We start from the raw sequence: 11,890 nt of genomic DNA, 5'->3' as shown, positions 1-11,890 counted from the left end.
CGCCCTCCGGCCGTCGCGCCCCCGCGCAAGCCCGGCCGAGCCTCGGAAAGCGAGACATGAATCCCACGCCGACCGTTCCCGCCGTTCGCGTGCCGCAGCATTGCGCGGCCTCGCCCGGCGATCGCGGCCCGTCCGCACGGGGCCGGGTGCGCCGGGCTTCGGCACGATGAGCCTGGGCAAGCGCGTCATCCGCCATCCGGCCGTGCAGGGCGCCCTGGGACGGCTCGCGGCCGGCTACCTCACGCTCGTGCGCCGGACCAACCGCTTCACCGTCGAGCCCGCCGGCGCCGATCCCTGGCTCGACGGGATGTCGCCGTTCATCGCCGGGATGTGGCACGGCCAGCACATCATGGTGTCGTTCGCCGGGCGGCCGGTGGACCGGGTCGCGACGATCATCTCGAAGAATCCCGACGGCAACATCAACACCATCGCCCTGGAGCGGATGGGCGTGCGGGTGATCCGCGCCTCCGGCGCCCGCGGCCGCGTGGTCAAGGACGCCAAGGCCAAGGGCGGCGCCGAGGGCCTGCGCGCGATGATCCGGGCCCTGAAGAACGGCGAGATCGTCGCCTTCTCGGCCGACGTTCCGAAGGTCTCGCGCCGGGCCGATGCCGGCATCCTCACCCTGGCGCGCTTCTCCGGCCGGCCGATCGTGCCGGTGGCGGTGGTGACGAGCCGCCACATCCGCTTCGGCAGCTGGGACCGCGCCTGCCTCGGGCTCCCGTTCGGCCGCGGCGCGGTGGTGTTCGGCGAGGCGGTCTTCGTGCCGCGCGATCCCGACCCGGAGACGTTCGAGGCCCTGCGCGCCCGCCTCGAGGCCGAGATGAACCGGGTCCACGACCGCGCCTACACCCTCGTCGGCCGCCTCGACCGGGTCGGGGACAACTGGCTCGGGGCCGCCGCGCCGCGCGCCGAGGCGGCATGAGGAGCCCGGCATGAGGATCCGGGCATGAGGGCGCCGCCCCTCACCTTGGCCCTCAAGGCCTATCGCGGCGGCCTGTGGCTCGGCGAGCCGGCGGTCGCCGGCCTGCTGGCGTGGCGGGCGCGGCAGGGCAAGGAGGACCCGACGCGGCTGCCCGAGCGCCGCGGCCTGCCCGGGCGGGCGCGGCCGGTCGGGTCGCTGGTCTGGATGCACGGGGCCTCGGTCGGCGAATCGCTCTCGCTGGTCGGCCTGGTCGAGGGCATGATCGCCCGCGGCTTCTCGGTGCTGGTCACCACCGGCACCCGCAGCGCCGCCGAGCTGATCGGCGCGCGCCTGCCGGCCGGCGCCGTGCACCAGTACATGCCGCTCGACGCGCCGCGCTGGGTCGAGCGCTTCCTCGACCATTGGCAGCCCGACCTCGCCCTGGTGGCCGAATCCGAGATCTGGCCGAACACGGTGGTGGCGCTGCATGTCCGCGCCATCCCGCTGCTGCTCGTCAACGGGCGGATGTCGGAACGCTCGTACGCGGGCTGGGCGCGCGCGCCGCGCACGGCGCGGGCGCTGCTCGCGCGGATCGCGATCTGCCTGACGCAGACGCGGGACGACGCCGAGCGCTTCGTGCGCCTCGGCGCGCCGCGGGTGAGCGTGGCAGGGAACCTCAAGTACGACGCCGCCGTTCAGCCGGCCGATCCGCAGCAGGTGGCCTATCTCGGCGACATGATCGGCGACCGCCCGGTCTGGGTCGCGGCGAGCACCCATCCGGGCGAGGACGCGGCGGCGGCCGAGGCCCATGCCGCGCTCAAGGGCCGGTTCCCGCGGCTCCTGACCATCGTCGCCCCGCGCCACCCCCATCGCGGCGGCGAGGTGGCGGCCTGCGCCACGGCGCAGGGCCTGCGCAGCGCGCGCCGCTCGGCGGGCGGGCGCCCGCACCCGTCGATCGACCTCTACGTCGCCGACACGATCGGCGAGCTCGGGCTGTTCTACCGCCTGAGCCCGCTGGTGTTCCTCGGCGGCTCGCTGGTGCCGCATGGCGGCCAGAACCCGATCGAGCCGGTGCGCCTGAGCAGCGCCGTGCTGCACGGGCCGCACACGGAGAACTTCACCGAGGTCTACCGCGCCCTCGATGCCGGAGGGGGCGCCGCCGCGGTCGCCGACGCCGCCGAGCTCGCCGCGACGCTGGCCGACCTGATGGCCGCCCCCGACCGCATCGACGCGATGACCCGGGCCGGGCAGCGCGCCCTGGTGCCGTTCGAGGGCGCGGTGGAGCGGACGCTGGCGGTGCTCGACCCCTTCATCGCCCAGATGAAGCTCGCCGCCTTCCACCACGGCTGATGCGCCCGCCGCGCTTCTGGCAGGACGGCCCGGACCATCCGGCCGCACGTCTGCTGGCGCCGCTCGGGCGCGCCTACGGCCGCCACACCGCCGCCCGCATGGACCGGCCCGGCGCGCGGGCGGAGTGCCCGGTCCTGTGCCTCGGCAACTTCACCCTCGGCGGCGCCGGCAAGACCCCGAGCGCGATCGCCCTGGCCGCGCTGCTGCGCGACCTCGGACGGACGCCCGCCTTCCTCAGCCGCGGCTACGGCGGGCGCCTGCCCGGGCCGGTCCTCGTCGATCCCGCCCGCCGCGGCTGGCGCGACGTCGGCGACGAGCCGCTGCTGCTCGCCCGCCACGCGCCGGTCGTCGTCGCCCGCGACCGCGTCGCCGGCGCGCGCCTCTGCGTGGCGGCGGGCGCCGACGTCGTCGTCATGGACGATGGCCTGCAGAACCCGACCCTGGCGAAGGACCTCGCGCTCGCCGTCGTCGATGCCGGCGTCGGCACCGGCAACGGGCTGGCCTTCCCCGCCGGGCCGCTGCGCGCGCCGCTGGCGCGGCAATGGCCGCATGTCGGCGGCCTCGTGCTGATCGGCGAGGGCAGGGCGGGCGAAAGCGCGGCCGGCGAGGCGGTGGCGGCGCAGGCCCTGGCGCGCGGCCTGCCGGTTCTTCGCGCCCGGCTGGTCCCCGAGGGCGCCGCGGTCGCCGGCCGCCGCGTGCTGGCCTTCGCCGGCATCGGCCGTCCTGAGAAGGTCTTCGCGTCGCTGCGCGAGGCCGGCGCCGAGATCGCCGCGACCCGCAGCTTCCCCGACCACCATCCCTACCGCGACGCCGACCTCGCGCGGCTCGCAGCGGAGGCCGACCGTCTCGGCGCGGAATTGGCTACCACCGAGAAGGACCACGTCCGCCTGCCCGAAGCCTTCGCCGCGCGGGTGCGGGTGCTGCCGGTGCGCCTGGCCTTCGCCGATCCGGACGGCGTGCGGGCGCGGGTGCTGTCCGGGCTCCGGATCGGGCCGTGAGCCGCCGGACGATCCGCCCTCCGCGTTGCCATCGGGGCCCAACCCCGCTATAGGCGCTCCACGCCCGCCAGACACCCTTGGAGGCACGGGCGCGTGGGGTTTCGGTTCGGCCGTCCGTCTCGGGCGGCCTTCGTCGTTTCCCCGACCATTCATCAATCGAAGGATCACGCCATGAGCGCAGTCAAGACGCTTGAGGCCGTGGCACGCGACCGGGTCGGCAAGGGGGCCGCCCGGGCCGTTCGTCGCCAGGGCCAGGTTCCCGCCGTCGTGTACGGTGGCGGCCAGCCGCCGCAGTCGATCGCCATCGACCTCATCCGCACCCGCACCCTGATCTACGCCGGCGGCTTCAAGACCACGCTGTTCGAGATCAACGCCGGCGGCAAGAAGACCCGCGCGATCCCGCGCGACTTCCAGCTCGACCCGGTCAGCGGCGTGCCGATGCACGTCGACTTCCTGCGCGTCGTCGCCGGCCAGACCGTCACCGTCGAGGTGCCGGTACACTTCCACAACGAGGACGCGGCCCCCGGCATCAAGCAGCAGGGCGGCACGCTCAACATCTCGCTGCACACCCTGGCCGTCGAGGTCGCCCCCGACCAGATCCCCGATGGGATCGAGATCGACCTCACCGGCCGCCAGATCGGCGACGTGATCCACGTCTCCGACGTCACCCTGCCGGCCGGCGTCACCTACACCGGCGAGGCCGCCGACCCGATCGCCAACGTCGTGCCGCCGACCGTGCTCGGCGCCGAGGTCGAGGCCGAGGAGGCCGCGATCGCCGAGGCGCAGTCGGCGGAAGCCGAGGCCGAGAAGGTCGAAGCCGAGGCCGAAGAGGCCGAGGCCACCGAGGAGAAGAAGGAGGACTGAGCCCTTCGCGGGCGCGATCCTCCCGCGCCGCCGCCCCGCGGCGGCGCGGCTTCGAGACGATGCCCCGGCCGCGAGGCCGGGGCATCGTCGTTTCGGGAAGGTCGGAGACAGTCGTCATGCGGCTCATCGTGGGCCTGGGCAATCCGGGCAAAGCCTACGCCCGCAACCGTCACAACATCGGGTTCCTCGCGGTGGACGAGATCGCCCGGGTCCACCGGGCGAGCCCGTTCCGGCGCCGCTTCCAGGGGGAGGCGGCCGAGGTGTCGTTCGGGGCCGAGCGCGCGATCCTGCTGAAGCCGCAGACCTTCATGAACGAGTCCGGCCGCTCGGTCTCGGAGGCGCAGCGCTTCTACAAGATCGCGCTGTCGGACGTGATCGTCCTGCACGACGAGCTCGATCTCGCCGCGGCCAAGATCCGGGTGAAGCTCGGCGGCGGGAATGCCGGGCACAACGGCCTGCGCTCGATCACCGCCCAGTGCGGCAACGACTATCGCCGGGTGCGCCTCGGCATCGGCCATCCCGGCGACAAGGCCCTGGTGCACGCCTACGTGCTCAACGACTTCGCGAAGTCCGAGGAGCCGTGGGTCGAGGACCTGTGCCGGGCGATCGCCGACGAGGTGGCCCTGCTGGCGGCCAACGAGAACGAGAGCTTCCAGAACAAGGTCCACCTCGCCATGGTCGGTCGCGGCTGGGCCGACGTGAAGCGGCCGGGCGAGAAGGCCGCCAAGAATTGACACGAAAACACGAGGACACGATATCGAAGGCCGTTGGAGGCCGTCCGATGAAGAACGTGACCGTGACGATGGACGAGGCGGTGCTCCGTCGCGCGCGAATCGCCGCCGCGACGGAGGGCAAGAGCCTGTCGAAGTTCATCAGCGAGACCGTCGAACGTCGGATCGGGCATCCGACGACCCAGACGGAGGCTTTGGAGCGGTTCCTCGCCGGGCCGCCGCTCCACGTTCTGGACGAGAACGGGAAGGCGCCGCCGAGGAACGAGCGCTATCGTGACGAGTGATCCGGCCTTCGCTGCCGGATCCGCGATCGTCGACCCGCGCGTGTTCGTCGACACGAACGTGTTCCTGTATGCCCGGGACGACCGATTTCCGGAGAAGCAGGCCGAAGCCTTGCGCTGGCTCGCGGCGTTGGCGAAACGAGGTTCGATCGTCGTCGGTCCGCAGGTTCTCGGTGAGATTCACGCCGTCCTCCTGCGGGGAAAGCTTCGAATCGCGCCGGAGGAGGCGCGCCGTACGACGCTCGCGCTGGAAGGCTGGTCCTCCGGTGCGACGGATCTCGATCTGATCGCCGATGCATGGTCGTTGCGCGAGCGGACCGGTTTTCAATGGTGGGACTGCGTGATCCTCGGGGCGGCGATCCGATCGGGTTGCCGGTTCCTGCTCTCCGAGGATTATCAACACGGCCGCGAGGTCGAGGGAACGACGATCATCAATCCGTTCCGGGTTTCACCCGAGACGATCCTGATGGACTCTTGAGGAATATCATGGGCTTCAAATGCGGCATCGTCGGCCTGCCGAACGTCGGCAAGTCGACCCTCTTCAACGCGCTGACGCAGACGGCGGCGGCGCAGGCCGCCAACTATCCGTTCTGCACCATCGAGCCCAACGTCGGCGACGTGGCGGTGCCCGACCCGCGGCTCGACGACCTGGCGAAGATCGCCGCCTCGAAGGAGATCATCCCGACGCGGCTGACCTTCGTCGACATCGCCGGCCTCGTGCGCGGCGCCTCGAAGGGCGAAGGGCTCGGCAACCAGTTCCTCGCCAACATCCGCGAATGCGACGCGATCGCCCACGTGGTGCGCTGCTTCGACGACGGCGACGTCACCCATGTCGAGGGCAAGGTCGACCCGGGCGCCGACATCGAGACGATCGAGACCGAGCTGATGCTGGCCGACCTCGACAGCCTGGAGAAGCGCGTCTTCGCCCTGGAGAAGCGGGCCCGCGGCGCCGACAAGGAGGCCAAGGAATTCCTGGACCTCGTCAACCGCGCCCTGCCGTACCTGCGCGAGGGCAAGCCCGCCCGCATGGTCGCGCGCAAGCCCGAGGAGGAGCGCCTGTTCCAGCAGCTCGGCCTGATGACGGCCAAGCCCGTGCTCTACGTCTGCAACGTCGACGAGGGCGACGCCGACAAGGGCAACGCCTACTCAAAGGCGGTGCAGGAGCGCGCGGCGGCGGAGGGCGCCCAGGCGGTGGTGGTCTCGGCCAAGATCGAAAGCGAGATCGCGGTGATGCCGGCCGCCGACCAGGGCGACTATCTCGAGGCGGTGGGGCTGGCCGAGCCCGGCCTGAACCGGGTGATCCGCGCCGGCTACGACCTGCTCGGGCTGATCACCTACTTCACCGTCGGCCCGAAGGAGGCCCGCGCCTGGACGATCACCAAGGGCACCCGCGCGCCCGCGGCGGCCGGCGTGATCCACACCGACTTCGAGAAGGGCTTCATCCGCGCCGAGACCATCGCGTTCTCCGACTACACCGCGCTGAAGGGCGAGTCCGGCGCGCGGGACGCCGGCAAGCTCCGCCTCGAGGGCAAGGAGTACCTCGTGCAGGACGGCGACGTGCTGCATTTCCGCTTCGCCAACTGAGGCGGTCGCCCATGCCCGGCCCCGACACGTCCGGCCTCCACTTCGAGGATTTCGCCGCCGGCCAGGTCCGCACCGGCGTGCCGCTGACGGTGAGCCGCGACGACATCGTCGCCTTCGCCCGCGCGTTCGACGCGCAGCCGTTCCATCTCGACGAGCGGCTCGCGGAGACGACCTTCGCCGGGCGGCTGATCGCGTCGGGCTGGCACACGGCCTCCCTCGGCATGCGGCTGCTGCAGGCCGGGCCGATGGGCGGGCACTCCTCGCTCGGATCGCCCGGCATCGCCGAGCTGCGCTGGCTGAAGCCGGTGCTGCCGGGCGATACGCTCTCCGCCACCCTGCGCGTCGACGAGACCCGCGCCTCGGCCTCGAAGCCCGACCGGGGCTTCGCCGCCTGCCTGCTCACCCTGGAGAACGGCCGCGGCGAGGCGGTGATGACCCAGGCCTTCACCGTGATGCTCGCCCGGCGCGGGGCCGAGCCGGCGCCGCCGCGGATCGTCGAGACCGGCGTCCCGCCCGCGGTGGTCGAGCCGGACGACGCCGAGATCCTGCCGTTCCTGAAGGACGCGGCGATCGGCGCGACCCGCGATCTCGGCGCCTACGCCTTCCCGGCCGAGGCGATCCTGGCCTTCGGCCGCGCCTACGACCCGCAGGTGTTCCACACCGATCCCGAGGCCGCCAAGGCGACGCATTTCGGCGGGCTGTGCGCCTCGGGCTGGCACACGGCCGCGGCCTACATGAAGCGGCTGCTCGCGACCCGCGCCCGCGACCACGCCCACACCGCCGCCCGCGGGCAGGCGCCGACCACCGGCCCGTCGCCGGGTTTTCGCGACATGCGCTGGCTGAAGCCCGTCTATGCCGGCGACACCGTGCGCTACGCCACGACGCTCACCGACAAGCGCGCCTCCGCCTCCCGCCCCGGCTGGGGCCTCGCCTTCGCCGACAACGTCGGCGTCAACCAGCGCGGCGAGACGGTGTTCTCGTTCAAAAGCTCGGTGTTCTGGCAGTGGGCGCCCTGAGGCGGGCGCGGGGTCAGCCCCGCGGGCCGGCATCGCGCCGTGCCTCGGAGGGCGTGCGCCCATAGGCACGCCTGTAGCGTTGCCCGAAGTCGCTCATGTGCACGAAGCCCCACCGCCGGGCGATCTCCGCGATCGTGATCTCGGGATCGAAGGCGGAGGTCAGGTCCTCGTGGGTGCGCGCGAGCCGCCGCTCGGTGATGAACGCGATCGCCGTCTGCCCCATCCGTTGACGGAACTGGCTCTGGAGGGAGCGGACGCTGAGCCCGGCCGCCGTCGCGATGAGCGACAGGGTCATGGGCCGCGAGAGGTTCGCCTCGATGAACTCGAGAGCGATGCCGAAGCGTGACGCGGAGGCGTCCGTCGCCGGGGCCGGTGCCACGCGCGCGCGCTTCGGCCAGACGGACAGCAGCTGATAGCTGAGGATCTCCTGGATCAGCGGAAACGCGATGTCGCCGCAGCGATCCGACGCCTGCCCGCGGCGCTGCACCTGCCGCATCATGTGGAACAGGGCGATCATGCCCGGCGTCGAGACATCGGCGATCGGCTCGAAGGACGGCACGCCGTGCTGTCCGCCCGTCAGCGCGGCGTTGGCGGCCGCGAGCGCTTCGAACGTGATCGTGCCGTTGATCGCGTTGAAGGCCTGCGAGGCCTGGATCTCGCCGACCTCCTCGAAGCCGACGAGGGTCGCATGTTTCGGCGTGCCGCGCGTCCTGCCCGCATGATTGCGGTAGGTGATGTGCCCGTTCGCGATGAACCGGACCGTCATCATGTCGGAATCGACCCTGGGCTTGCTGATGAAGCCGCTGGACGAACGGGTTTCCCACAAGCACAGGGTGCTGCCCTTGCTGCCGATCATCTGGATGTCGGGCTTGACCGAGCGGAGCACGTCGAAGTTGATCGCGAAGCTGCTCAGGTCGTTGAAGCTCTGAAGCTGGCGCGCGGAAGCGATGCGGGCGGCGAATCCGTTCTGCGGAAGCCACGCGGCGCGGTGGTTCGAAGCCTGACCCGTCATCCCGTCAACGTGAAGCCCGTGCCTGCGAACCTGTCCCGATCGCGTCGCCCATGATGACATCCCGCGGCCGCGTCCGCCAATCGCGGGCGTCCACGCAGGGATCCCGGGCGGAGCGCATCGTGCGAAAGCCCCGCCGGGACCCGCCCCGCTGGACGATGCCCTAGGCACCCCCGCGCTGCGCCCGGTGGTGCAGCAGGTTGACGATCAGCGCGGTCCAGCCGGTCTGGTGCGAGGCGCCGAGCCCGCGGCCGGTGTCGCCGTCGAAGAACTCGTGAAACAGCAGCGCCTCCTCGGCGCCCTCGGCCGACGGGATCGGCGCGCGCGCGCCGTGGACCGGGCGGCGGCCCTCCGCGTCCTTGGCGAACAGGCCGATCAGGCGCTCCTGCAGGGCGTCGGCGATGGCGGCCAGCGTGCACATCGCGCCCGAGCCGGTCGGGAACTCCACCAGGAAGTCGGTGCCGTAATAGGAGTGGAAGCGGCGCAGCGCCTCGATGATCAGGTAGTTCGTCGGCATCCACACCGGCCCGCGCCAGTTCGAGTTGCCGCCGAACATGTTCGAGGTCGAATCGGCCGGGTCGTAGCGCACCGTGAAGGAGGCGCCGAACTCGTTGAGCACGTAGGGCTGGTCGCGGTGCGCCTTGGAGAGGGAGCGCACGCCGAAGGGCGAGAGGAACTCGGCCTCGTCGAGCATGCGCCGCAGCAGCGCCTTCATCCGGTGGCCGCGCAGCAGCGACAGCAGCTTTCGGTCGCCGACGCCGCCCTCGTCCCAGCGCGAGACCAGGCAGGCGAGGTGCGGGCGGTTCTCCAGGAGCCAGTTGAGGCGCCGGGCGAAGTCCGGCAGGCGCTGGAGCACGAAGGGCTCGATCACCTCCACCGCGAACAGCGGCACGAGCCCGACCATCGAGCGCACGCGCAGCGGCAGCATCCCACCGCCGGGCATGTCGACCTCGTCGTAGTAGAACGCGTCCTCCTCGTCCCAGAGGCCGAAGCCCTCGCCGCCCATGTCGGTCATCGCCTCGGCGATGAGGAGGAAGTGCTCGAAGAACTTCGAGGCGGTGCTCTCGTAGACGTCGTTGTGGAGCGCGAGCTCGAGGGCGATGTGCATCATGTTGAGCGCGTACATCGCCATCCAGGCGGTGCCGTCGGCCTGGTGCACCATGCCGAAGCCCGGCGGCGGGCGCGAGCGGTCGAACACGCCGACGTTGTCGAGCCCGAGGAAGCCGCCCTGGAACACGTTGCGGCCGCCGGCATCCTTGCGGTTCACCCACCAGGTGAAGTTGATCAGCAGCTTGTGGAAGACGCCTTCGAGGAAGGCGAGGTCGCCGCGGCCGCCGCGCCGGTCGCGGTCGATCTCGAACACCCGGTAGGTCGCCCAGGCGTGGACCGGCGGGTTGGTGTCGGAGAACTCCCACTCGTAGGCCGGGAGCTGGCCGTTGGGGTGCATGTACCATTCGCGGGTCAGCAGCAGGAGCTGCTTCTTGGCGAAGTCCGGGTCGAGCAGCGCCAGCGGCAGGCAGTGGAAGGCGAGGTCCCAGGCGGCGAACCACGGATATTCCCACTTGTCGGGCATCGAGAGCACGTCGGAGGCGGCGAAGTGGCGCCACTGCGTGTTGCGGCCGCCGTCGCGCTCCCGCGGCGGCACCGGCTGGAGCGGGTCGCCCTGCAGCCAGCGCCGCACGTCGTAGGCGTAGAGCTGCTTCGACCAGATCAAGCCGGCGGAGGCCTGCCGGAAGATCGCGCGCGCGTCCGCATCCGCGATCCCGTCCTGCAGGTCGTCGTAGAACGCGTCCGCCTCGGCGATGCGGCGGTCGCGCACGGCGTCGTCGGCGTCGATCGGGCGCGTCCGCGTCCCGGCGGAGAGCCGCAGGCGCACCCGCCGGGTCTCGCCGGGCGCGAGGCGAAGCGCGTAGTGCAGGCCGAGCTTGGTCCCGGCGTCGCGGCGGACCGCCGCGGCGTCGCCCTCGACGATCGCGGCGTGGAGCCCGTCCTTGAACGGGCCCTCGGCCTCCGGCTGGCCGGCGTGCCGGCGTAAGTTGGTGTCGTTCTCGCAGAACAGCACCTCGGGCTCGCCCTCGAAGGCCAGCTGGTAGCGCCCGAGCCGCGGGTGCTCGCAGGCGATGCCGCCCTCCGGATGGCGCGCGATCCGGGGCCGCGGCAGCGCGCCGTCGTTCCGCCACGACCAGGTGTTGCGGAACCAGAGCTGCGGCACGAGGTGGAGGTCGGCGGCGTCCGCGCCGCGGTTCGTCGCGGTGATCGTGGCGTGGACGTCGTCGACGTCCGACTTGGCGTATTCCACCGTCACGTCGAAGAAGCGCGACCCCTCGAACAGGCCGGTCTCCTCGATCTCGTATTCCGGCACCTCGCGGCTGCGCTGCAGCCCCTCGCGCACGAGGTCCTCGTAGGGGTAGGCCCCCTGCGGATAGCGGTAGAGGAACTTCAGGTAGGCGTGGCTCGGGACCGCGTCGAGGTAGTGGTAGATCTCCTTGACGTCCTCGCCGTGGTTGCCCTCCTCATTGGTGAGGCCGAACAGGCGTTCCTTCAGGATGCGGTCGCGCCCGTTCCACAGGGCGAGCCCGAGGCAGAGCTGCCCGCGCTCGTCGCAGATCCCCGCGAGCCCGTCCTCGCCCCAGCGGTAGGCGCGCGAGCGGGCCTCCTCGTGGGTGAGCGAGCGCCACGCGTTGCCGTCGCGGCTGTAATCCTCGCGCACGGTGCCCCATTGCCGCTCGCTGAGATACGGCCCCCACAGCGACCACGCCCGCTCGCCGCGCGCCTGCTCGGCGATGCGGCGGCGCTCCGCCCAGGCGATCGCCTCGCTCATGCGCGGGACCCGCGGCCCGGCGCGGGGCGGGCGTCGGCCCCGGCGCCGCGAAGGATCGCCCCGACGGGCCTGGGGGAATGCGGAGGAACGGTCATGACATCCCGAGGGGCCGATGGGTCGATGCCCCGCCCCGGATGCATCATCAGAGCCAGTCGGCGGGCCGGCACGGAAATCGGGCCGACCGCGCGTCCCGGGCGACCGGAGCTTCGGCGCGCGGGCCGGCCGGATCGGACCCGTGCCGAGGCTCGAGCCCGGGCCGACACCTTCGTCTGCGGATGACGAGGTCTGTCGACCGGCAGCAACGTCGGCGGCTCGAGCGATGAAGACTGCCTTTA

The 11,890-nt window shown here is 72.0% G+C and carries 11 protein-coding genes; 9 read left to right on the top strand and 2 right to left on the bottom strand.

Annotated elements, in window-relative coordinates:
* Nucleotides 1-166 precede the first annotated feature (166 nt).
* The 9 genes from MKK64_RS21310 (at nt 167) to MKK64_RS21270 (ending at nt 7,725) form a co-directional block, all read left to right on the top strand.
* Nucleotides 167-922, top strand: a complete 756-nt coding sequence (locus tag MKK64_RS21310) for a lysophospholipid acyltransferase family protein (protein ID WP_147844497.1) — start codon at nt 167-169, stop codon at nt 920-922.
* A gap of 24 nt (nt 923-946) precedes the next feature.
* A complete protein-coding gene (locus MKK64_RS21305) occupies nt 947-2,251 on the top strand; it encodes a 3-deoxy-D-manno-octulosonic acid transferase (protein WP_243937019.1) in 1,305 nt (434 codons plus the stop codon).
* The gene (gene lpxK / locus MKK64_RS21300; protein ID WP_243937017.1) at nt 2,251-3,249 is read left to right on the top strand and encodes a tetraacyldisaccharide 4'-kinase; all 999 of its coding nucleotides are present in this window, start codon (nt 2,251-2,253) and stop codon (nt 3,247-3,249) included. The genes MKK64_RS21305 and lpxK overlap by 1 nt, the downstream gene beginning before the upstream one ends.
* Nucleotides 3,250-3,420: 171 nt before the next feature.
* A complete protein-coding gene (locus MKK64_RS21295) occupies nt 3,421-4,113 on the top strand; it encodes a 50S ribosomal protein L25/general stress protein Ctc (protein ID WP_147727247.1) in 693 nt (230 codons plus the stop codon).
* A 116-nt stretch (nt 4,114-4,229) separates the two neighbouring features.
* Nucleotides 4,230-4,847, top strand: a complete 618-nt coding sequence (gene pth, locus MKK64_RS21290; RefSeq protein ID WP_147843436.1) for an aminoacyl-tRNA hydrolase — start codon at nt 4,230-4,232, stop codon at nt 4,845-4,847.
* A gap of 47 nt (nt 4,848-4,894) precedes the next feature.
* The gene (locus MKK64_RS21285; RefSeq protein ID WP_147727245.1) at nt 4,895-5,128 is read left to right on the top strand and encodes a hypothetical protein; all 234 of its coding nucleotides are present in this window, start codon (nt 4,895-4,897) and stop codon (nt 5,126-5,128) included.
* Complete coding sequence (locus tag MKK64_RS21280; protein WP_187275545.1) at nt 5,118-5,603, top strand: PIN domain-containing protein; 486 nt, start codon at nt 5,118-5,120, stop codon at nt 5,601-5,603. Before MKK64_RS21285 ends, MKK64_RS21280 begins: the two co-directional genes overlap by 11 nt.
* An 8-nt stretch (nt 5,604-5,611) precedes the next feature.
* Nucleotides 5,612-6,709 (top strand): redox-regulated ATPase YchF, encoded by a 1,098-nt coding sequence (gene ychF / locus MKK64_RS21275; protein WP_147727243.1) that lies wholly within the window; start codon nt 5,612-5,614, stop codon nt 6,707-6,709.
* An 11-nt stretch (nt 6,710-6,720) separates the two neighbouring features.
* Nucleotides 6,721-7,725, top strand: coding sequence for a MaoC family dehydratase (locus tag MKK64_RS21270; RefSeq protein ID WP_243937015.1), 1,005 nt, complete (start codon nt 6,721-6,723; stop codon nt 7,723-7,725).
* A 13-nt stretch (nt 7,726-7,738) separates the two neighbouring features.
* Here MKK64_RS21270 and MKK64_RS21265 read toward each other — a convergent pair whose 3' ends face one another.
* Together MKK64_RS21265 and MKK64_RS21260 are read right to left on the bottom strand one after the other, a co-directional pair.
* Entirely contained in the window at nt 7,739-8,737 is a 999-nt protein-coding gene (locus MKK64_RS21265) for an AraC family transcriptional regulator (protein ID WP_243937013.1), read from the bottom strand.
* Nucleotides 8,738-8,897: 160 nt separating this feature from the next.
* Nucleotides 8,898-11,555 carry an MGH1-like glycoside hydrolase domain-containing protein gene (locus MKK64_RS21260; RefSeq protein WP_243937004.1) on the bottom strand — a complete coding sequence of 886 codons (2,658 nt, stop codon included), beginning with the start codon at nt 11,553-11,555 and terminating at the stop codon, nt 8,898-8,900.
* Between the last annotated feature and the right edge of the window lie 335 nt (nt 11,556-11,890).

Origin of the sequence: Methylobacterium sp. E-025 (assembly GCF_022829705.1) — a bacterium.
Lineage (GTDB): Bacteria > Pseudomonadota > Alphaproteobacteria > Rhizobiales > Beijerinckiaceae > Methylobacterium.
Note: the sequence above shows the minus strand (reverse complement) of the source record. Positions and strands in the feature narration are given on the sequence as shown.

What these genes read in the sequence shown, in the direction of transcription:
- ychF (WP_147727243.1), top strand. Translation starts at nt 5,612, where the DNA reads ATGGGCTTCAAATGCGGCATCGTCGGCCTGCCGAACGTCGGCAAGTCG.
- MKK64_RS21310 (WP_147844497.1), top strand. Translation starts at nt 167, where the DNA reads ATGAGCCTGGGCAAGCGCGTCATCCGCCATCCGGCCGTGCAGGGCGCC.
- lpxK (WP_243937017.1), top strand. Translation starts at nt 2,251, where the DNA reads ATGCGCCCGCCGCGCTTCTGGCAGGACGGCCCGGACCATCCGGCCGCA.
- pth (WP_147843436.1), top strand. Translation starts at nt 4,230, where the DNA reads ATGCGGCTCATCGTGGGCCTGGGCAATCCGGGCAAAGCCTACGCCCGC.
- MKK64_RS21270 (WP_243937015.1), top strand. Translation starts at nt 6,721, where the DNA reads ATGCCCGGCCCCGACACGTCCGGCCTCCACTTCGAGGATTTCGCCGCC.
- MKK64_RS21260 (WP_243937004.1), bottom strand. Translation starts at nt 11,555, where the DNA reads ATGAGCGAGGCGATCGCCTGGGCGGAGCGCCGCCGCATCGCCGAGCAG.
- MKK64_RS21285 (WP_147727245.1), top strand. Translation starts at nt 4,895, where the DNA reads ATGAAGAACGTGACCGTGACGATGGACGAGGCGGTGCTCCGTCGCGCG.
- MKK64_RS21295 (WP_147727247.1), top strand. Translation starts at nt 3,421, where the DNA reads ATGAGCGCAGTCAAGACGCTTGAGGCCGTGGCACGCGACCGGGTCGGC.
- MKK64_RS21265 (WP_243937013.1), bottom strand. Translation starts at nt 8,737, where the DNA reads ATGACGGGTCAGGCTTCGAACCACCGCGCCGCGTGGCTTCCGCAGAAC.
- MKK64_RS21305 (WP_243937019.1), top strand. Translation starts at nt 947, where the DNA reads ATGAGGGCGCCGCCCCTCACCTTGGCCCTCAAGGCCTATCGCGGCGGC.